This window comes from Streptomyces sp. NPDC060049 (genome assembly GCF_042736715.1).
Lineage (GTDB): Bacteria > Actinomycetota > Actinomycetes > Streptomycetales > Streptomycetaceae > Streptomyces.
The window spans coordinates 234,049-254,542 of the sequence record NZ_JBHWVV010000006.1 but is presented as its reverse complement, the minus strand read 5'-3'; the positions used below and the strand labels follow the sequence as shown (position 1 = coordinate 254,542).

Below are 20,494 nucleotides of genomic sequence, written 5' to 3'. Positions count from 1 at the left end.
TAGTGGGAGGGCCTAGTTCTTGGTGATCATCGAGCGGAGGAAGAAGAGGAGGTTGGCCGGCTTCTCCGCGAGGCGCCGCATGAAGTAGCCGTACCAGTCGGTGCCGTACGCCGTGTAGACGCGCATCCGGTGCCCCTCGGCGGCCAGCCGCAGGTGCTCCTCGCCGCGGATGCCGTACAGCATCTGGAACTCGTACTCGTCGAGCTTGCGGCCCGCCTTGCGGGCGAGCTCCTGGGCGATGGCGATCAGACGCGGGTCGTGGGACCCGATCATCGGGTAGCCGTCGCCCTCCATCAGGATCCGCATGATGCGGACGTAGCTCAGGTCGATCTCGCCCTTGTCCTGGTAGGCGACCTCGGCGGGCTCCTTGTAGGCGCCCTTCACGATGCGTACGCGGCTGCCGGCGTCGGCCAGCCGCCGGGCGTCGGCCTCGGTACGGAAGAGGTAGGCCTGGATCACGCAGCCGGTCTGCGGGAAGTCCCGGCGCAGCTCCTCGTGGATGGCGAACATCGAGTCGAGGGTGGTGTGGTCCTCGGCGTCCAGGGTGACGGTCGTACCGATGGCGGCGGCGGCCTCGACGACGGGGCGGACGTTGGCGAGGGCGAGCTCGTGGCCGCCTTCCAGCGCCTGTCCGAACATCGACAGCTTCACGGACATCTCGACGGCCTCGCCGTGGCCCAGGTGCGCCAGCTGCTCGATGAGCTGCAGGTAGGCGTCGCGAGCGGCGTGGGACTGCTCGACGGTGGTGATGTCCTCGCCGACGACGTCGAGGGTCACCTCGAGCCCCTTGCCGGTGAGGTCCTCGACGATCGGGATGACCTGGTCGACCGTCTCACCGGGGATGAACCGGTTCACCACGGGCTTGGTCACCGGGGCGGCAGAGACGATTCGGCGCATCTTGTCGCTGCGCGAGGCGGCGAGGATCGCGGGACCCAGCACGGGGTACCTCCAACGGGTGGCTGACAGGAGCAGACATACAGCCCTTGTCGGGACGACATGGGCCATAGGGAAAATGCAAGTGAAACCACCGTGAAACCTAGGGATCTCCACGATCCTCTGCCATCGACAGCTGTCACGCATCCGTGGCCCCGATCTCATACATCTGTCTGAAGAGCGGGTGCGGGGGTGGGAGAATGTGCGGGTGAAGGGCGATTACCAGGACCTGGTGGACGAGATCTCGGCGCTGCTCGGTGCTCCGGCGACGCTGGAGAACCGCGACTTCCGCCTCATCGCCTTCGGCGCGCACGACAGCGACGACGACCTCGCGATGGACCCGGTACGGACCCGCTCGATCCTGACCCGCCAGTCCACGGCGGCCGTACGGTCCTGGTTCGAGGGCTTCGGCATCGCCCGCGCCACCGGCCCCGTACGGATCCCCGCGGCTCCGGACGCCGGCGTCTTCCGGGGCCGGATCTGCCTGCCCGTGCGCTACCGCGGAATCGTCCAGGGCTACGTGTGGCTGCTCGACCAGGACCCCGGCCCGGACGCGCAGGCGCTGGCCGCGGCCATGGACGTGGCCGAGCGGATCGGGCTGCTCCTCGCGGAGGAGGCCAGGGCGGGCGCCGGCCTGTCGCGGGAGTTCCGCGCGGTGCTCACCGCCGGACGGGGCTGGCAGCAGGACATGGCGGTGGCGGCGCTACGGGTGGCCCTCGGTCCGGGAGCCGACGGACCGCACGCGGCCGTCTGCGTGAGCCCGTGGCCCGGTGAGGCGCCGGCCTCGGTCCCCGGGGCGGCGGCGGTGTGCGTCGTCCCCGGGCGGGGGGCCGGAGAGGGGGAAACCGGCGCCGGTCCGCAGGGCGAGGACGGCCCGGCCGGCCCGGGACGCCGGTCCCTGGCGGTCCTGATCCGCCTGCGGGGTACGGACCCGCTGGCTCCGGCCCTGACGGCCGTCTCCCGGCTGATGCCCCGCGCGTCCGGCCCGGGCCCCGGCGCGCACGAGGCGGCCGGGACGCCCGCCGCCACCCCGGGTACACGGGCGGGCCGCCCGGCGCCGACCCCCGGCGGGACCGCCAAGGCAGGCTCGCCCTCCGGGGGCTTGTCCAAGGGCGCCGTGCCCCCCGCCGGCTTCGCCGGGGCCGGCGGCTCGCACAGCGGTGGCGGACACTTCCACGGGATGACCGCCGGGGTGTCCGATCCGGTCCGGGCCCTCGCCGGGCTGCCCGCGGCATGGCGGCAGGCCGCTTCCGCCGCCCGTGCCGCCGCGGCCGCCGGGCCGCGGTTCGGGCCGGTCGCGCAGTGGTCCGCGATCGGGCCGTACCGGATGTTGGCGGCCGTCGCCGAGGAAGCGCTCGACGACCCGGCGACCCGGGCCCTGCTCGGCCCCTCCCACCCCGAACTGGCCCGTACCGCCGAGGTGTTCCTCGACTGCGCCGGCCAGGCCGGGCGGGCGGCGGCCGCACTGGGCATCCACCGCCAGACCCTGTACTACCGCCTCGCCCGGGTGGAGGAGCTGACCGGCCTCGACCTGGACGAGGGCGAGGACCGCCTGCTCCTCCACATGTCCCTGAAGGCGGCCCGCCTGCACGACTGACCGGGCGGCGGGCCGGACCCGGGCAAGAGCCGGAAGAGCCGCAAGAGCCGGCCCTAGGGCGTCGCCGTCGGCTCCGCCGCCACCGCGTCGACCGGTACCTTCGCCGCCGCCTCCACCGCCCGCCGCATCCCCTCGGTCAGCTCCGCCGGCGTCGCGGCCGACGCGGGATCGAAGAGCCACTGGAGCATGAAGCCGTTCAGCAGGGCCTGGTAGAAGGCGCCGCTGGTCCTCAGGTCATCCTCCGTCAGATCGTCCTCGGGCACGCCGGTGAACATCGAGACCAGCCCCTTGCGCCCCTCCCCTTGCGAGGCGGCGAGCAGGGCCCGCAGTTCCGGCAGCCCGTCCCGGGTCAGCGCGATCTCCATGCTGGCCGCCCAGATCGGGCCGGATTCCTCGTGCCCGGAGTGCACGCCGTCCCATACCGAGCGGAAGCGCTCCAGCGAGCCGCCCTCCCCCTTCACCCCGGCCGTGAACTGGTCACCCCACTCCTGGACGACGGCGATGAACGCCTCCGTCAGGAGTGCGTCCTTGGAGCCGTAGTGGTAGCCGATCGAGGCCAGGTTCGCACCCGAGGCCTTGACGATGTCGCGCGCCGTCGTGCGCACGAAACCCTTCTCGACCACGCACTTCTTGGCGCCTTCCAGCAGGTCTTCGCGATGTCCCATGTCCCCAAGGTAGCCACGGCGCCCATCCAAGACAACCGTTCCACACAATCGTCCTATACATTCGTACTAGACGGGCGTTTATGACGCTTGTACATTGCTGCTCATGACGAACCCCGCAGCACGTCTCGCCGGTCGCCGGGAATGGACCGCCTTCACCGTTCTCCTGCTCCCCCTGCTCCTGGTCTCGATGGACGTCTCCGTCCTCTACTTCGCCATACCGGCCATCAGCGAGCAGCTGGACCCGAGCGCCACGCAGCAGCTCTGGATCTTCGACAGCTACGCCTTCGCCCTCGCCGGCCTGCTGGTCACGATGGGCTCGCTCGGCGACCGGATCGGCCGCCGCAAGCTGCTGCTGATCGGCGCGACCGCCTTCGGCCTCGCCTCGATCGGCGCCGGCTACGCCACCAGCGCCGAGATGCTCATCGCGGCCCGCGTGCTGCTGGGCATCGGCGGCGCCACCCTGATGCCCTCCACCCTGGCCCTCGTCCGCAACCTCTTCCAGGACGACGGGCAGCGCGGCAAGGCCATCGCCATCTGGTCCGGCGCCATGACCGGCGGAATCGCCCTCGGCTCGGTACTGAGCGGCGTCATGCTGAACCATTTCCACTGGGGCTCCGTCTTCCTGATCAACGTGCCCGCGATGCTGCTGCTGCTCGTCCTGGTCCCCGTGCTGGTCCCGGAGTTCAAGGACCCGGCCCCGGGCCGCTTCGACCTGCTGAGCGTGCCGCTGTCCATGGCCGCCGTACTGCCCGTGGTCTACGGCCTCAAGGAGATCGCCGCCGAGGGCGTCACCCCGCTCTACGCCGGCTGCCTCGCCGTCGGGCTGGCCTTCGGATACGCCTTCGTCCGCCGCCAGCGCACCCGGGACGACGCCATGGTCTCCCGGGCCCTCTTCCAGGGCCGCGCCTTCGGCGCCGGCATCGGTCTGAACACCATCGCCGCCTTCGCCATGATGGGCTCGGCGTACTTCACCACCCAGTACCTCCAGTCGGTGCTCGGCATGGGCACGCTGGAAGCCGCCCTCTGGAGCCTCGCCCCGTCGGTCGTCATCGGCGCCGCCGCCCCGGTCGGCGCCGTCCTGGCCCGCAAGACCGACCGGGCCTACGTCATCGCCGGCGGCTTCGTCCTCGCCGCCGCCGGCTTCGCCCTGGTCGGCCTCGTCGACACCGACTCCCTCTGGCTGCTGCTGACCGGCGCCGGCGTCCTCGCCTCCGGCATCGTCACCGTGATGTCCCTGGTCTCCGACATGGCGCTCGGCGCCGCTCCCGCCGAGAAGGCCGGCTCGGCCGCCTCCCTGCTGGAGACGGGCCAGGAGTTCGGCGGGGCCCTCGGGATGGCCCTACTGGGCAGCCTCGGCACCGCCGTCTACCGCTCCGACCTGTCCGGCTCCGACCCGGCCGTACGGGAGACCCTGGGCGGGGCCGTGGCCGCCTCCCGGGAGCTCGGCGCCGAAGCGGGCGGGCAGGTCCTGACGCCGGCCCGGGAGGCCTTCGTCCACGGGATGCAGTACGCGGCCTGGGGCGGTACGGTCCTGCTGCTCGCGGCGGCGGTGCTCGCCGCGGCCCTGCTCCGGGGGCGCAGCGCCCAGGCTACGAACCCGCCGGAGCGGGCCGGGGCCGGCGAAGCCCTCGCGCACCGAGCGGCGTAAGGACGTCCGCCGGGCCCGAACGGGCGCGGCGGAGCGGGGAAGAGCGTGGCACGCGGAAGGGCCCGGGGTCGCCCCCGGGCCCTTCCGTGCGTCTGCGTGCGTCCGTTGACGGAGGGTCAGCCGAGGCTGACCGTGCGGGCCGAGACGGCGCCGATCTCGGTGGAGATGTCCGCGAGGACGTTCACCGGGACCTTCGCGTCGACGGTGAGGACGACGAGCGCCTCGCCGCCCTCCTCGGCGCGGGCGACCTGCATGCCCGCGATGTTCAGGCCGGCCTCGCCGAGGATGCGGCCGACGGTGCCGACCACGCCCGGGCGGTCTGCGTAGCGCAGGACGACCATGTGGTCGGCGAGCGCCAGGTCGACGTCGTACTCGCCGACGCCCACGATCTTCTGAAGGTGCTTCGGACCCACGAGCGTGCCGGAGACCGAGACCTCCGAGCCGTCCGACAGCGTGCCGCGGACGGTCACCACGTTGCGGTGGTCCGGGGACTCCGACGAGGTGGTCAGGCGGACCTCGACGCCGCGTTCCTGCGCGAAGAGCGGGGCGTTGACGTAGGAGACCGTCTCGTCGACGACGTCCTCGAAGACGCCCTTGAGCGCGGAGAGCTCCAGCACCTTGACGTCGTGCTGGGTGATCTCGCCGCAGACCTCGACGTCGAGGCGGACGGCGACCTCGCCCGCGAGGGCGGTGAAGATGCGGCCGAGCTTCTCGGCGAGCGGCAGGCCCGGACGGACGTCCTCGGCGATGACGCCGCCCTGGACGTTGACCGCGTCGGGCACGAGCTCGCCGGCGAGCGCGAGGCGCACCGACTTGGCGACCGAGACGCCGGCCTTCTCCTGGGCCTCGTCCGTGGACGCGCCGAGGTGCGGCGTGCAGACGACCTGGTCGAGCTCGAAGAGCGGGGAGTCCGTGCAGGGCTCCTTGGCGTACACGTCGAGGCCGGCGCCTGCGACGCGGCCCTCCTTGATGGCCGAGTACAGCGCGGCCTCGTCCACGATCCCGCCGCGGGCGGCGTTGACGATGCGGACGGACGGCTTCACCTTGTGCAGGGCCTCGTTGCCGATGAGACCGAGGGTCTCGGGGGTCTTGGGCAGGTGCACGGTGATGAAGTCGGCGACCTCGAGGAGCTCGTCCAGCGTGAGCATCTTGACGCCCATCTGGGCGGCGCGCGCGGGCTGTACGTAGGGGTCGTACGCGACGATCTTCATGCCGAAGGCCGACATGCGCTGGGCGACCAGGACACCGATGCGGCCGAGGCCGACGACACCCAGGGTCTTCTCGCTGAGCTCGACACCCGTGTACTTGTTCCGCTTCCACTCGCCGTTCTTCAGGGCGGTGTTGGCCTGCGGAATGTTGCGCGCGGTGGCGACGAGCAGACCACAGGCCAGTTCGGCCGCCGTCACGATGTTCGAGGTCGGTGCGTTGACGACCATCACGCCGGCCTTGGTGGCGGCGGAGACGTCGACGTTGTCCAGACCGACACCGGCGCGCGCGACGACCCTCAGCTTCTTGGCCGCGGCGATGGCCTCGGCGTCGACCTTGGTCGCGGAGCGGACCAGGATCGCGTCGACGTCGACGATCGCGGGGAGCAGCTCGGCGCGGTCGGCGCCGTTGCAGTGCCGGATCTCGAAGTCCGGGCCGAGCGCCTCGACGGTGGCAGGCGACAGCTCTTCGGCGATGAGTACGACAGGTTTCGAGCTCACGTGGGTCCTCACAAGTCCAGTGCGGACGGCCGTCCCGACGGCCGCAGGCGGTGGAGGGGGTAGCCGCGTGGAAGACGCACGACACTGTGGGCCTGACGCGTTGTGTTGAGCAGTGTAGTGGCGGATCCGGTTCGGAATTCCGCCTGAACGGAAGGATCACCCGTCCGTGATTGGCCGGGGTGGACAAGCGGGCTGTTTCGAGGCCCGCGGAGCGCGTGCCCGCCCGCGTGCCGGCCCTCGTGGCCGCCCCTCTGTGCGGCGGGGCCGGGACGCACCGTCCCGGCCCCGTCGCGCACGGGATCAGCTCTCGTCGTTGTCGACCCAGCTCATCAGCTTGCGCAGCTTCTTGCCGGTGGTCTCGAGCAGGTGCGCCTCGTCGGCCTTCTTGTACTCGTTGTACTTCGGCAGGCCCGCCTTGTATTCGGCCATCCAGGTGTTGGCGAACTCGCCGTTCTGGATTTCCGCGAGGACCTTCTTCATCTCGGCCTTCGTGGCGTCCGTGATGATGCGGGGGCCGGTGATGTAGTCGCCCCACTCGGCGGTCTCGGAGACCGACCAGCGCATCTTCTCCAGGCCGCCCTCGTACATGAGGTCCACGATGAGCTTCAGCTCGTGCAGGCACTCGAAGTACGCGATCTCCGGCTGGTAGCCGGCCTCGGTCAGGGTCTCGAAACCGGCCTTGACCAGGGCGGAGGCGCCACCACAGAGGACGGCCTGCTCACCGAACAGGTCGGTCTCGGTCTCCTCGGTGAAGGTGGTCTTGATGACGCCGGCGCGCGTGCCGCCGATGCCGGCCGCGTAGGAGAGCGCGAGCGCGAAGGCGGAGCCGGTGAAGTCCTGCTCGACGGCGGCGATGCAGGGCACGCCGCGGCCTTCCTCGTACTGACGGCGGACCAGGTGGCCCGGGCCCTTCGGGGCGACCAGCGCGACGTCCACGTTCGCCGGGGGCGTGATGAAGCCGTAGCGGACGTTGAAGCCGTGGCCGAAGAAGAGCGCGTCGCCCTCTTCCAGGTGCTGCTCGATGGACTCCGCGTAGATCTCGGCCTGGAGCGGGTCCGGGGTCAGGATCATGATGACGTTCGCCCAGGCCGCCGCCTCGGCGACGGGGAGGACCTTCAGACCCTGCTCCTCGGCCTTGGCCTTGGACTTGGAGCCCTCCTTCAGGCCGACGACGACGTCGACGCCGGAGTCACGGAGCGACAGCGCGTGGGCGTGGCCCTGGCTGCCGTAACCGATGACCGCGACCTTGCGGCCCTGGATGATGGACAGGTCGGCGTCGTTCTCGTAGAACAGCTCGGCCACTGGGATATCTCCTTGGTGCGCGGGTGTTGCTCCCACCGTACGGCGGGGAACGGAATACGTGGTTCTCGGTCTCGCCATACGAGCGAGCGAACGGGGAGCGGCGGGGCCGGTGTCCGGCCCCGCCGGCTCAGGCGCTGCGGTCGAGCGCGCGCAGGCTGCGGTCCGTGATGGACCGGCCGCCGCGCCCTATGGCGATCGTCCCGGACTGGACGAGCTCCTTGATGCCGAAGGGCTCCAGCATCTTGAGCATCGCGCCCAGCTTGTCGGTGCCGCCGGTGGCCTCGATGGTGACGGCCTCCGGAGAGACGTCGACCGTCTTGGCGCGGAACAGCTGGACGATCTCGACGATCTGCGAGCGGGTCTCGTTGTCTGCGCGGACCTTCACCAGAACGAGCTCGCGCTCGATGGCGTTGTGCTGCTCCAGCTCGACGATCTTGAGCACGTTGACCAGCTTGTTGAGCTGCTTGGTCACCTGCTCCAGCGGGAGGTCCTCGACGTTCACGACGATGGTGATGCGCGAGATGTCGGGGTGCTCGGTGACACCGACCGCGAGGGAGTCGATGTTGAACCCTCGTCGGGAGAACAGCGCGGCGATCCGGGCGAGGATGCCGGGCGTGTTCTCGACCAGGACGGAGAGCGTGTGCTTGGACATGTGAGTCGTTCTCTCTCTCAGGCTCTCTCGGCTCAGTCGTCTTCGTTGTCGCCGAAGTCGGGACGGACGCCCCGAGCGGCCATGACCTCGTCGTTCGAGGTTCCGGCGGCGACCATCGGCCACACCATGGCGTCCTCGTGGACGATGAAGTCGACGACCACCGTACGGTCGTTGATCGCGTTGGCCTCGGCGATGACCCGGTCCAGGTCCGCCGGGTCCTCGCAGCGCAGTGCCACACAGCCCATGGCCTCGGACAGCTTGACGAAGTCCGGGACGCGGGTGCCCTTGCGGGGGGCGGTGGACTCGCCCAGCTGGGAGCCGACGGTGTCCATGCCCGTCTCGTCCGCGTGGAGCACGGTGTTCGAGTAGCGCTGGTTGTAGAAGAGGGTCTGCCACTGGCGGACCATGCCCAGCGCACCGTTGTTGATGATCGCGACCTTGATCGGGATGTTGTTCAGCGCGCAGGTGACCAGTTCCTGATTGGTCATCTGGAAGCAGCCGTCGCCGTCGATCGCCCAGACCGTGCGGTCCGGCATGCCGACCTTGGCGCCCATCGCGGCCGGGACCGCGTAGCCCATGGTTCCGGCGCCGCCGGAGTTCAGCCAGGTGCGGGGCTCTTCGTAGTTGACGAAGTGCGAGGCCCACATCTGGTGCTGGCCGACACCGGCCGCGTAGATGGTGTGCTCGGGCGCCATCTGGCCGATGCGCTGGATGACCTGCTGGGGCGAGAGCATCTCCTCCGAGGGCTTCTCGTAGCCCAGCGGGTACGTGTCGCGCCAGCGGCTGAGGTCCTTCCACCAAGCGCTGTAGTCTCCGGCGTTGCCCTCGGTGTGCTCGGCCTGGACCGCCTGGATGAGGTCGGCGATGACCTCGCGGGCGTCACCCACGATCGGGACGTCGACGGCGCGGTTCTTGCCGATCTCGGCCGGGTCGATGTCCGCGTGGATGATCTTGGCGAGGGGCGCGAAGCTGTCCAGCTTGCCGGTGACCCGGTCGTCGAAGCGGGTGCCGAGAGCGATCAGCAGGTCCGACTTCTGCAGGGCGGTGACGGCCGTGACCGCGCCGTGCATGCCGGGCATGCCCACGTGCAGCGGGTGGCTGTCGGGGAAGGAGCCGAGCGCCATCAGCGTGGTGGTGACCGGGACGCCGGTCAGCTCGGCGAGCACCTTCAGCTCGGCGGTCGCGCCGGACTTCATGACGCCGCCGCCGACGTACAGGACCGGGCGCTTGGCCTGGCAGATCAGCTTCGCGGCCTCGCGGATCTGCTTGGCGTGCGGCTTGGTGACCGGACGGTAGCCCGGGAGGTCCTGGGTGGGCGGCCACGAGAAGGTGGTCTTCGCCTGCAGGGCGTCCTTGGCGATGTCGACCAGGACCGGGCCGGGGCGGCCGGTCGAGGCGATGTGGAAGGCCTCGGCGATCGTCCGCGGGATGTCCTCGGCCCTGGTCACCAGGAAGTTGTGCTTGGTGATCGGCATCGTGATGCCGACGATGTCCGCCTCCTGGAAGGCGTCGGTGCCGATCGCCTTGGAGGAGACCTGCCCGGTGATCGCGACCAGCGGGACGGAGTCCATGTGCGCGTCGGCGATCGGGGTGACCAGGTTGGTGGCGCCCGGGCCGGACGTCGCCATGCAGACGCCGACCTTGCCCGTGGCCTGCGCGTAGCCGGTGGCGGCGTGGCCGGCCCCCTGCTCGTGGCGGACCAGGATGTGACGGACCTTCTTGGAGTCCATCATCGGGTCGTACGCGGGGAGGATGGCGCCGCCCGGGATGCCGAAGACGGTGTCGCACCCCACCTCTTCGAGAGAGCGGATGAGGGACTGCGCACCCGTGACGTGCTCAACTGCGGCGGACTGGTGTCCGCCGGTACGGGCCCGCGGCTGCGGATGGTGGGCCCCGGTGGCCTGCTCGGTCATCGGCATTCTCTTCTCGAAGCTGAGGGTTTTACGAGGAGGGTTTTACGAGATTCGACGTTGCCAGTGCAACAAAAAACCCCTCGTGCCGGGAGGCAAGCGAGGGGAGCGCGTCGGGTGCGTTGAGCGGGGACATGCAGGTCCCAGCTTCAGCCGACGCGCTTTCCAAGTACGAGAATTCGGGTGCGCATGGCATTGACCCTCCCTCCGGCGGGAGGGTGATGTCAAGCGGGTGGGACGGGCGTCTCATTATGTGAGCCTCTGTGAATGGCCATCGTGCCCCCTGGGGAACCACCGGCCAATGCGGGTTGGGCCGCGCCGCCCGGTACAGGGAACGTACCCCGCACGAGCGCGCGCCGCAGCCTGTACTCGTCGAGAGGGCCGGAGAAGGCCATTCCCTGTCCGTGCGTACAGCCCATCGCGCGCAGCGCCAGGACCTGCTCGGGGAGGTCCACCCCCTCCGCCGCCGACTCCATGCCGAGGTCGTTTGCGATCCGCAACAGGCCTGCGGTGATCTTGTGGAGTCGGGGGGACTCCACGACGCCCTCGACCAGGCCTCGGTCGAGCTTGAGCATGTCCACGGGGAGCCGCCGCAGCGCGCTGATGGCCGCGTAGCCGCTGCCGAAGCCGTCCAGGGCGATCAGGACCCCGAGCCGGTGCAGCGCCGCCAGACGCCGCTCCAGGTCGTCGAAGGGCACCCTGGGGTCGGAGACGGCGAGCTCCAGGACGAGAGCCCCCGACGGCAGCCCGTTGCGCGTCAGCAGGGCCTCCACCGAAGCCAGTGGCATCGACCGGTCCAGCAGCCGCTGCGCGGTCATCCGTACGGCTACCGGTACGGCGTGCCCGGCGCGGTGCCGCTCGGCGGCCTGCCCCACGGCTTCCTCCAGCAGCCAGCGCCCCAGCTCGGCGGTGCGCGAGGCGTCCGGGACGGCCGGGGGGTGCCCGCCGTCGCTGTACTCGGCGACCCTCAGGAACTCGGCCGGCGTGAAGAGGATCCCCTGGGCGGAGCGCCACCGGGCCTGCGCCGCGACGGCCGAGATCTCACCGGTGGCCAGGGAGACGACCGGCTGGTGCAGCAGCGCGAACTCGCCCTCGTGCAGCGCGGTGCGCAGCCGCCCCGCCAGCTCCGCCTTGCGGACGACTTCGGCCTGCATCTGCGGCGCGTACATCTCGACCCGGTCCTTGCCGCCCGCCTTGGCCCGGTACATCGCGAGATCCGCGTTGCGCATCAGGTCCGAAGGGGTGATGCCCGGCTCGGCGAAGGCCACGCCGATGCTGGCGGCCACCCGGACCTCGCTGCCCGCGATCCGGTAGGGCTGGGAGAGCGTGGTGCGCAGCCGGTCGGCGATCTCGTGGACCTGGTACTCGCGGGCGCTGCGGTCGCGGCCTCCGTCGCCCATGATCAGGGCGGCGAACTCGTCGCCGCCGAGGCGGGCCGCGGTGTCCCCGGCCCGGACCGAGTCCTGGAGACGGCGGGCGGCCTCGATGAGCAGCTCGTCGCCCGCCTGGTGGCCGATGGTGTCGTTGACGGCCTTGAACCCGTCGAGGTCGATGAAGAGCACGGCGGTGCTGTGGTCCCCGGTCCGCCGGCCGTTCAAGGCCTGGCGGACCCGGCGGGTGAACAGGGCCCGGTTGGGGAGGTCGGTGAGCGGGTCGTGCTCGGCGCTGTGCTGGAGCTGCGCCTGGAGGCGGACCCGCTCCGTGACGTCGCGGCTGTTGAGGATGAGCCCGCCCTGGTGGCGGTTGACGGTGGACTCCACATTGAGCCATTCCCCGCCGCCGGACTCGAACCGGCACTCGATGCGGGTGGTCGGCTCCTCGGTGGGCGGCGCGGCCAGGAAGCGGCGCACCTCGTGGACGACGCGGCCCAGGTCGTCGGGGTGGATCAGGGTGGCCAGCTCGGTGCCGACCAGTTCCTCCGCCTCGCGGCCGTAGACCCCGGCGGCGGCGGGGCTGACGTAGCGCAGCGTGCCGGTGGGGGCGGCGATCATGATGACGTCGCTGGAGCCCTGGACCAGGGAGCGGAAGTGGTTCTCCTTCTGTGCCAGTTCCTGGGTCAGCGCGATGTTGTCGAGGAGCATGATGCCCTGGCGGATCACGAGGGCGAGCACGACCGTGCATCCGGTGAAGACGACGACCCGGTCGACCTTCCGGCCGTCCACCACGTTGTAGAGGATCCCCAGCGTGCAGACGGCGGCCGCGAGGTACGGGGTCAGGGCGGGCAGGGAGCCGGTGATGGGGCGGCTGTGCGGCCGCTCGGCGTGGGCGGCGGGACCGGGCCCGGGGCCCGGGTACATGCGGCGGGCGCCCCACGGCGCGTACGCGAGGAGGAGCGAGCCCGCGAACCAGCCGGCGTCGAGGAGCTGGCCCGACTGGTACTCGGCGCTGAGCAGCGGCGAGGTGAACAGCGCGTCGCTGAGAACGGTCAGGGCGAGCGCCGCGATGGCGGTGTTGACGGCGGAGCGGTTGCTCTCGGAGCGCCGGAAGTGCAGCACCAGGACCATCGAGACGAGCGCGATGTCCAGGAGCGGGTAGGCCAGCGAGAGCGCCGCGCGCGGGACGCTCCCGGGGGCGCCCGACTGGGCGGTGCGCGCCGCGTGCGCGAGGGCCAGGCTCCAGGAGAGCGTGAGCAGGGAGCCGCCGATGAGCCAGGAGTCGAGCCCGAGGCAGACCCAACCGGCTCTGGTCACCGGGCGCTTGGCGAGGACCAGCAGGCCCACGATGGCGGGCGGCGCGAAGCAGAGGAAGGCGAAGTCGGCGATGGAGGGCTTCGGCACGCTCTCGCCGAGGACCACCTCGTACCAGCCCCAGACTGCGTTGCCGCAGCAGCCCATGAGCGAGGAGAACGCGAAGAGCAGCCAGGCCGGGCGCTCACGGCTGTCGATGGCCCGCGCGTAGGTGAAGCAGGAGACGGCGGCCAGCAGGCCTGCGGCGCTGAGCCCGAAGTCGCCCATGATCTCGGCGAGGTCCTCCGAGCCCCACCCGAGGGCGGCGCCCACGGCGTAACCGCTGCTGACCACCGCGAGGAGGAGCTGCATCGCCAGGCTCTTGCCGCCCCCGCCCTCGCCCGCGAGTGGCTGTCGGGTCAGGAGCGCCGCCCCCGGGGCGCTCACCGGTCCCCCTCGCTGGCTGGTTTCGGCGTAACCCATCGTCGTTTGCGGCGGCTTCGCCGCACCGGATCTTTCGCCCATTGGCCGTACATCGCCCGTCGCCCCCCAAAGTGTCCGATCACTCCCCAGCGCCAGACCAACGCGCCGCAGCCCCTTCTTCCGGACGATACACCACTTTCGTCACTCAGGGACATAGCATCTCTACTCTCCGTCACCATGTGGAGAGTTGGGTCCACTGAGCGCATCCGTGCGACTGCGGAGCGTGCGCACCAAGGATCACTCCGTGATCAACACCGTGTTCTCCACGGGCGATCCGGTGGCGAACCGTCTGAGCTGACGGGCCACCAGGCGCTTGGCCCGCGGCTCGAACGCCGAGCTGCTGCCGCCTACATGGGGCGTGATCAGGACACCCGGAGCATGCCAGAGCCGATGGCCGGCGGGCAGCGGTTCCGGGTCGGTGACGTCCAGCGCGGCGCGCAGCCGGCCCGACTCCACTTCCGCCAGCAGCGACTCGGTGTCGACCACGGGGCCGCGGGCCACGTTCACGAGCAGCGCCCCGTCCTTCATGCGGCCGAGGAACTCGGCGTCCGCCAGTCCCCGCGTCCCTTCGGTGAGCGGCGTGGAGAGGATCACCACGTCGGCCGGGGGCAGCAGTCGGGGCAGTTCGGCGAGGGCGTGCACCGGCCCGCGCGCCGTGGTGCGCGCCGTCCGCGCGACCCGGGTGATCCGCTCGCACTCGAAGGGCGCGAGCCGGTCCTCGATGGCGGCGCCGATCGCCCCGTAGCCGATGATCAGTACGGACTTGTCCGCGAGGGCGTCGTAGAACCCGGAACGCCACTCCTCGCGGTCCTGGCCGCGCACCATGCCGGGGATCCCGCGCAGGGAGGCCAGGGTCAGGGCGAGCGCCAGTTCGGCGGTGCTCGCCTCGTGGACCCCGCGGGCGTTGCACAGCCGTACACCGGGGCCGAGGTCGCCGAGGCCGCCCAGGACGTGGTCTATGCCCGCGGTCAGGGTCTGCACGACCTGGAGGCGGGGCATCGCGGCCAGCGGGCGCAGGGTGACGGCCTGGGACTTCATGTAGGGCGTGACGTAGAAGACACAGGCGGCCGGATCGGCCGGGAAGTCCTCCTCGCCGTCCCATCGGCGGTAGCGGAAGGAATCGGGCAGGCCCTCGATCTCCTCGGCGGGGAAGGGCAGCCATACGTCGGGAATCTCTACGGTCATGATCGGGAGGCTATGCCAGGTGATCCGGATCGAGCCGTTAGTTTGTGTGCCGGACCGGGAGGACCAAGGGGGACGCACGGGTGGAGCGCAGGTCGATCGGGGCGGGAGCGCTGGCGGTGGGTGCCGTCGGACTCGGGTGCATGCCCATGAGCGGGGCGTACGCGCCCTCGCGCAGGCGGCGCGAGGAATCGCTGCGCACGGTGCACACGGCCCTGGACCTGGGCGCGAACCTGCTGGACACCGCCGATCTGTACGGTCCGTACACCAATGAGCTGCTGCTCGGGCGGGTGCTGCGGGAGCGCCGGCCGGACGCCTTCGTCTCCGCGAAGGTGGGGCTGCGGGGGGACGGGCGGCACGTGGTGGCGGACGGCCGTCCCGGGTACGTGCGGCGGGCCTGCGACGCCTCGCTGCGGCGGCTGCGCACCGACGTCATAGACCTGTACCAGCTGCACCGGGTGGACCCGGAGGTGCCGTTGGAGGAGACGTGGGGCGCGATGGCGGAGCTGGTGGGCGCCGGGAAGGTGCGGGCGCTCGGCTTCTGCGCGCTGGGCGCGGGGGCCGGACCGGGTGCGGGACGCCGCGGGGACCGGACGTACGAGGCGACCGTAGGGCACCTGGAGCGGGCGCAGCAGGTGTTCCCCGTGAGCGCGGTGCAGGCGGAGCTGTCGGTGTGGTCGCCGCGGGCGGCGCGGCACCTGCTGCCGTGGTGCGCGGCGCGCGGGGTGGGGTTCTTGGCGGCGATGCCGCTGGGGAGCGGTTTCCTGACCGGGACGCTGACTCCGGGCGAGGGCTTCGAGCCGCAGGACGTGCGGGCCCGGCATCCGCTGTTCACGGCGTACGCGATGGCGGCGAACCAGGTGCTGGTGGCTGCGCTGCGGCGGGTGGCGCGGCGGCACGGACCGGAGGTCACGGCGGCCCAGGCGGCGCTGGCGTGGGTGCTGGCGCAGGGTCCGCAGGTGGTTCCGGTGCCGGGTGCCGGGCAGGCGCGCTGGGCGGCGGAGAACGCGCGGGCCGCGGAGGTGCTGCTGACCGCCGACGACCTGGTGGAGCTGTCGGATCTGCCGGCTCCGGTGGGAGCCTGGGACTAGGCCGTGGCCGTCTCCGCAACCACTCGATCGAGTGTACGAGTGGTGGAACTTCGGGAACCGTTGCGGCTGTTGAGTCATGTGAGAGGGACGACCGGAGGACCTGAGGGGAGCAAGGCGATGCGATACGGACGGATTCAGGGGTACGTCGGCCCGCGTGCCGGGAAGCGCGGAGTGCTGGCGGTCTGCGCCCTGGCCGGATGCGGGACGCTGCTGGCGGCGGGGTGCTCGCCACCGGGCGGGGCCGGGGCGCAGCCGGGAGGGTCCTCACCGGGCACCGCCTCCACCGCGTCGACGCAGGGTGCCTCCGGCGGGCCGTCCGCCTCCCCCTCGGTGTCCGTCCCGCCGGCCCGGGGCGGGGTGACGGTGACGGGCGAGGCCGCCAAGGACCTGGAGTCCCCGTGGGGCGTGGCGCCGCTGCCCGACGGGGACCTGCTGGTCGCCTCGCGGGACAAGGGGACGATCAGCCGGGTCGATGCGGCCACGGGCACGGCAACCCGGATCGGCGAGGTGCCCGGGGTGGCTCCGGGCGGTGAGGGCGGGCTGCTGGGCCTGGCGCTGTCTCCCTCCTTCGCCTCGGACCGCATGGTCTACGCGTATTTCACGACCGAGTCCGACAACCGCATCGCACGGCTCCGCTATGACGACAAGCGGCCAACCGGAGATCAACTGGGCGCGCCCGACACGGTGTTGCGGGGAATCCCCAAGGGGACGATCCACAACGGCGGGCGGATCGCCTTCGGCCCGGACAAGATGCTCTATGCCGGGACGGGCGAGAGCGGGGACACGGGGCTCGCCCAGGACAAGAAGTCGCTGGGCGGCAAGATCCTGCGGATGACCCCGGACGGGCGGCCGGTGCACGGCAATCCGGAGGGCGATTCGGTCGTCTACTCCTACGGGCACCGCAATGTGCAGGGGCTCGCCTGGGACGAGGACAAGCGGCTGTGGGCCGCCGAGTTCGGCCAGAACACGTGGGACGAGCTGAATCTGATCGAGCCCGGGGGGAACTACGGCTGGCCGCAGGCGGAGGGGAAGGCCGGAAAGCCGGGGCTGCGCGATCCGGTGGCGGTGTGGAAGACGGACGAGGCGTCGCCGAGTGGGATCGCCTGGGCGCAGGGCTCGATATGGATGGCCGGCCTGAAGGGGCAGCGGCTCTGGCGGATTCCGCTGGCCGGGGCACATCCGGTGGCGGAGCCCGAGGCCTTCCTGGAGGGTGAGTACGGTCGCCTGCGGACCGTGGTTTCCCTCGGCGCGGACAAGTTGCTGCTGGTCACGAGCGAGACGGACGGGCGCGGGTCGCCGGAATCGGGCGACGACAGGATCCTGACACTTACGGTGCGATGACCGGCGGGCTGCGACAGGCGGACGAAAGGCACGGTGGGTGCGGTGTTCAACATGATCGAGGAGCTTTTCAGCCCGGGACGCAAGAACGCGGACGATGAGAAGAAGCGCCTGGAGCTCTCCCGGATCGACGTGAACGACGGCGACCCGGGAAAGGGTCCGATAGACCTGGACTCCGGCAAGGTGCTCATACGCCCGAAGGAACAGCCGCGGGGCTAGGCCGCCTGAGGGGGGACCGGTCCGAAGAGCCGTAGCCGGTGGGCCAGGGCGGCCGCCTCGCCGCGGCCCGCGACGCCCAACTTCGCCAGGATGTTCGAGACGTGCACGCTGGCCGTCTTCGGGGAGATGAAGAGCTCCTCGGCGATCTGTCGGTTGGTGTGGCCTGCCGCGACGAGGCGCAGGACGTCCCGTTCACGGCTGGTCAGGCCCAGCGCCTGGACCGGGTCGGCGTCGGGCGCGGAAGCGTCCTTGGGGGTGCACGCGGGGGTGAGCGGGAGTCTGGCGCGCTGCGCGAGCAGGGCCAGGTCCTCGCGGAGCCGGCGGGCGCCGAGCTCCTGCGCCGTCGCATGGGCCTGGTGGAGCAGCCCGGTCGCCGCGTCCCGGTCGCCCCCGGAGGCGAGGAGGGCCTCCAGGAGCCGGTGGCGGGCCCTGGCCAGCAGGTACGGGCGTTCGAGCGGGCTGACGGCTTCCTCCACGGTCGTCCAGTCGGCGACCGTGTCCTGGCCCTCGGCGCGCAGCAGCTCGGCCCGGAGGTACTCGGAGTGGGCGACCCACACCGGGACCGGTGCAGCCAGGGCGCGGGCGGCGGTGCGCAGGACCGTCAGTGCCTCGGCCCGGCCGGCTTCGGCGGCCGGCAGGCCCCGGGCGTCGGCCTCGGCCGTGGCGGCGGCGAGCAGCAGCGGCCAGGCGTAGCGGTGGTGGCCGAGCGGGAAGCCGTAGGCGATGGCCTCGGCGACCTGGGTGCGGACGTCGGCTATCCGTCCCTCCCCCGCGGCCAGGCCGATCCCGAGGCGGAACATCGGGATCCGGTGCTGGGGCTGACCGTCGTGGGCCCCGAAGTGGGCTCGGGCGGCGCTGAGCTGGCCGGCGGCCTCGGCGAGCTCGCCGCGGGCCAGGGCCAGGTAGGAGAGGCGTGCTGCGGCCGAGGCGCGCGGAGCGGCGCTGCTGACGAGGCTCAGGGTGAGCCGGGCCTCCTTCGCGGCCTCCTCCCAGCGTCCGAGGCTGTAGAGGCTCTCGGCCAGGTTCCCTCGGACCCAGGCCTCGGAGTCCATCAGCCGGGACTTCTTGACCAGTGCGACGCCCTGTTCGGCCAGTTCCACGGCTTCGCGGGACCGGCCCATGCTTTCCAACTGAGAGGTGAGGTTGATATGAGCGCGTCCTGTCAGCATGCCGAGGCCGAGTTCGGTGGCCCGGTCCTTGACCGCGTACATCTCGGCGAGGCCGCGTTCGGGGTCCCCGGCGTCGGTGAGCAGGGTGCCGATGGTGATCCGGGCGTTGAGTTCGGTCTCCTCGGCGCCGACCATCCGCGCGTACTCCACGGCGCGTTCGGCGGCGGCCAGGTTGTCGGGGCCCGGATCGTGGAGCATGCCCCAGCTCGCGGCCCGGACCAGGACTTCGGCGTGCACTTGGGACGGGGGCAGCCCGCGGACCAGTTCCTGTGCCATGGCGAGCTCCTCCCAGCCGTCGCCGCGGGCGAGGCTGACGACGAGCCGGGAGCGCTCGGTCCAGAACCATGCGGCGCGCAACGGGTCGTGGCCGTCGTCCAGGGAGCGCAGGGCGAGCTTGGTGATCTTCAGGGCCCGTTCGCGTTCGCCGCCGAAGCGGGCCGCGACGGTGGCCTCGGCCAGCAGGTCGAGGCGCTGCAACGGGGTGGTCGCGGGGTCGCAGCCGCAGGGCGGGTACACCTCGGTGTAGTCCGCCGGACGCAGTTCGCCGCGCACCTCCTGCGGGACGCCCTCCCACAGTTCCATGGCCCGTTCCAGCAGCCGCAGCTGCTCCGAGTAGGCGTGCCGGCGCCGGGCGGCCACCGAGGCCGCGAGGACGGCGGGCAGTGCCTTGGTGGTGTCGTTGGCGTAGTACCAGTAGTTGGCGAGCCGGATGACCCGCTCCTCGGCGCGGGCCAGCGAGGCGTCGGCCTCCAGCGCCTCGGCGTAGCGGCGGTTGACCCGGGCGCGTTCGCCGGGCAGCAGGTCGTCGGAGACGGCCTCGCGGACGAGGGAGTGGCGGAAGCGGTAGCCGTCCCCGTCGGAGGTGGCGGTGAGGATGTTGGCGCCGACGGCGGCGCGCAGGGCCTCGATCAGCTCGTCCTCGGTGAGCCCGGTGACGGCGCGCAGCAGGCCGTACTCCACCGTGGAGCCTCCCTCGGCGACGATGCGCACGACGCGCTGCGAGGCGTCCGGGAGGACTTCGACGCGCACGAGCAGGAGGTCGCGCAGGGATTCGGTGAGGCCGGTGAGACAGCCGCCGGCACGGGAGGCGACGAGTTCCTCGACGAAGAAGGCGTTTCCGTCGGAACGGTCGAAGACCGATTCGACGAAGTCCTCGTCGGGCTGCGAGGCGAGGATGCCTGCGAGCTGGCGGCGCACCTCGGCCCGGTTGAAGCGGGCCAGTTCGATGCGCTGGACGGTGCGCAGGCGGTCCAGTTCGGCGAGGAGCGGGCGCAGCGGGTGGCGGCGGTGGACGTCGTCGGCCCGGTAGGTGGCGACGACGACGAGCCGGCCGCTGCCGAGGGCCCGGAAGAGGTAGGAGAGCAGGTGCCGGGTGGAGGTGTCGGCCCAGTGCAGGTCTTCCAGGACGAGGACGACGGTGCGGTCGGCGGCGAGGCGCTCCAGCATCCGGGCCGTCAGCTCGAAGAGCCGGGCGGTGCTCTCCTCGTCGTGCGGGCCGCGCGGGGTCTCGCCGAGTTCGGGGAGGATGCGCGCGAGTTCGTCCTCCTGGCCGGCGGCCGCCGCGGCCAGTTCGGCGGGGAGCAGCCGGTGCAGGGTGCGCAAGGCCGTCGAAAACGGGGCGAAGGGAAGGCCCTCCGCCCCGATCTCCACGCAGCCTCCGACGGCGACGACCGCGCCGCGGCGGTCGGCCTCGCAGAGGAACTCCTCGGTGAGGCGGGTCTTTCCGACCCCTGCCTCGCCGCCGATGAGCAGTGCCTGCGGCTCCTGGCCGCCGGCGGCACGACTCAGGGCGTCGGTGAGAACGGCCAGTTCGTCGGCTCGGCCGACGAACACCGGGCTGACAGATCTGGTCTCCACGCCGCCGAGCATCGCACAGGGGCCCTGCTCACCGGCACTCGTTATCGGTGCGCTTCTCATCACGCGGCGATTCACG

The 20,494-nt window shown here is 71.5% G+C and carries 14 protein-coding genes; 5 read left to right on the top strand and 9 right to left on the bottom strand.

Translation table 11 applies throughout. The features are described 5' to 3' along the window. Positions 1-12: 12 nt before the first annotated feature. Positions 13-939 (bottom strand): proline dehydrogenase family protein, encoded by a 927-nt coding sequence (locus tag ACFWBY_RS13665; protein WP_385329503.1) that lies wholly within the window; start codon positions 937-939, stop codon positions 13-15. Positions 940-1,141: 202 nt separating this feature from the next. On the opposite strand from ACFWBY_RS13665, the gene ACFWBY_RS13660 reads away from it, so the two are divergent. Then, positions 1,142-2,530, top strand: coding sequence for a helix-turn-helix domain-containing protein (locus tag ACFWBY_RS13660; RefSeq protein WP_385329505.1), 1,389 nt, complete (start codon positions 1,142-1,144; stop codon positions 2,528-2,530). A gap of 53 nt (positions 2,531-2,583) precedes the next feature. Here the strand turns inward: ACFWBY_RS13660 and ACFWBY_RS13655 are convergent, their stop codons facing one another. Further along, positions 2,584-3,195 carry a TetR/AcrR family transcriptional regulator gene (locus ACFWBY_RS13655; RefSeq protein WP_385329508.1) on the bottom strand — a complete coding sequence of 204 codons (612 nt, stop codon included), beginning with the start codon at positions 3,193-3,195 and terminating at the stop codon, positions 2,584-2,586. 103 nt (positions 3,196-3,298) lie between these two features. Between ACFWBY_RS13655 and ACFWBY_RS13650 the strand changes: the two genes are divergently transcribed. Next, positions 3,299-4,843, top strand: a complete 1,545-nt coding sequence (locus ACFWBY_RS13650) for an MFS transporter (protein WP_385329511.1) — start codon at positions 3,299-3,301, stop codon at positions 4,841-4,843. Positions 4,844-4,959: 116 nt separating this feature from the next. Here the strand turns inward: ACFWBY_RS13650 and serA are convergent, their stop codons facing one another. The 6 genes from serA to ACFWBY_RS13620 all read right to left on the bottom strand — a co-directional run bounded on the left by serA (position 4,960) and on the right by ACFWBY_RS13620 (position 14,747). Next, positions 4,960-6,549, bottom strand: coding sequence for a phosphoglycerate dehydrogenase (serA, locus tag ACFWBY_RS13645; RefSeq protein WP_385329514.1), 1,590 nt, complete (start codon positions 6,547-6,549; stop codon positions 4,960-4,962). A gap of 300 nt (positions 6,550-6,849) precedes the next feature. Next, complete coding sequence (gene ilvC, locus ACFWBY_RS13640; RefSeq protein WP_385329517.1) at positions 6,850-7,851, bottom strand: ketol-acid reductoisomerase; 1,002 nt, start codon at positions 7,849-7,851, stop codon at positions 6,850-6,852. Between the two features lie 127 nt (positions 7,852-7,978). After that, complete coding sequence (gene ilvN / locus ACFWBY_RS13635) at positions 7,979-8,503, bottom strand: acetolactate synthase small subunit (RefSeq protein WP_053677671.1); 525 nt, start codon at positions 8,501-8,503, stop codon at positions 7,979-7,981. Between the two features lie 32 nt (positions 8,504-8,535). After that, complete coding sequence (locus tag ACFWBY_RS13630) at positions 8,536-10,422, bottom strand: acetolactate synthase large subunit (protein ID WP_385329520.1); 1,887 nt, start codon at positions 10,420-10,422, stop codon at positions 8,536-8,538. A 215-nt stretch (positions 10,423-10,637) separates the two neighbouring features. Continuing rightward, entirely contained in the window at positions 10,638-13,526 is a 2,889-nt protein-coding gene (locus ACFWBY_RS13625; protein WP_385329522.1) for a putative bifunctional diguanylate cyclase/phosphodiesterase, read from the bottom strand. 273 nt (positions 13,527-13,799) lie between these two features. Beyond that, positions 13,800-14,747, bottom strand: coding sequence for a 2-hydroxyacid dehydrogenase (locus tag ACFWBY_RS13620; RefSeq protein ID WP_385329525.1), 948 nt, complete (start codon positions 14,745-14,747; stop codon positions 13,800-13,802). An 80-nt stretch (positions 14,748-14,827) separates the two neighbouring features. Here ACFWBY_RS13620 and ACFWBY_RS13615 point away from each other — a divergent pair, with 80 nt between their 5' ends. From ACFWBY_RS13615 to ACFWBY_RS13605, 3 genes are all read left to right on the top strand, one after another. Further along, positions 14,828-15,835, top strand: coding sequence for an aldo/keto reductase (locus tag ACFWBY_RS13615; RefSeq protein ID WP_385329528.1), 1,008 nt, complete (start codon positions 14,828-14,830; stop codon positions 15,833-15,835). A 117-nt stretch (positions 15,836-15,952) separates the two neighbouring features. Beyond that, positions 15,953-17,176, top strand: coding sequence for a PQQ-dependent sugar dehydrogenase (locus ACFWBY_RS13610; protein WP_385329531.1), 1,224 nt, complete (start codon positions 15,953-15,955; stop codon positions 17,174-17,176). A gap of 51 nt (positions 17,177-17,227) precedes the next feature. Further along, the gene (locus tag ACFWBY_RS13605) at positions 17,228-17,392 is read left to right on the top strand and encodes a DUF6191 domain-containing protein (RefSeq protein WP_385329534.1); all 165 of its coding nucleotides are present in this window, start codon (positions 17,228-17,230) and stop codon (positions 17,390-17,392) included. Here the strand turns inward: ACFWBY_RS13605 and ACFWBY_RS13600 are convergent. Beyond that, positions 17,389-20,430, bottom strand: a complete 3,042-nt coding sequence (locus tag ACFWBY_RS13600) for an AAA family ATPase (protein WP_385329721.1) — start codon at positions 20,428-20,430, stop codon at positions 17,389-17,391. The two genes, ACFWBY_RS13605 and ACFWBY_RS13600, sit on opposite strands and share 4 nt — an antisense overlap. Positions 20,431-20,494 lie beyond the last annotated feature (64 nt).

Bases quoted from the DNA above. Each gene is read 5' to 3' on its own strand.
- ACFWBY_RS13655 (WP_385329508.1), bottom strand. From the start codon at position 3,195: ATGGGACATCGCGAAGACCTGCTGGAAGGCGCCAAGAAGTGCGTGGTC.
- ACFWBY_RS13650 (WP_385329511.1), top strand. From the start codon at position 3,299: ATGACGAACCCCGCAGCACGTCTCGCCGGTCGCCGGGAATGGACCGCC.
- ilvN (WP_053677671.1), bottom strand. From the start codon at position 8,503: ATGTCCAAGCACACGCTCTCCGTCCTGGTCGAGAACACGCCCGGCATC.
- ACFWBY_RS13630 (WP_385329520.1), bottom strand. From the start codon at position 10,422: ATGCCGATGACCGAGCAGGCCACCGGGGCCCACCATCCGCAGCCGCGG.
- ACFWBY_RS13620 (WP_385329525.1), bottom strand. From the start codon at position 14,747: ATGACCGTAGAGATTCCCGACGTATGGCTGCCCTTCCCCGCCGAGGAG.
- ACFWBY_RS13610 (WP_385329531.1), top strand. From the start codon at position 15,953: ATGCGATACGGACGGATTCAGGGGTACGTCGGCCCGCGTGCCGGGAAG.
- ACFWBY_RS13605 (WP_385329534.1), top strand. From the start codon at position 17,228: ATGATCGAGGAGCTTTTCAGCCCGGGACGCAAGAACGCGGACGATGAG.
- ACFWBY_RS13600 (WP_385329721.1), bottom strand. From the start codon at position 20,430: ATGCTCGGCGGCGTGGAGACCAGATCTGTCAGCCCGGTGTTCGTCGGC.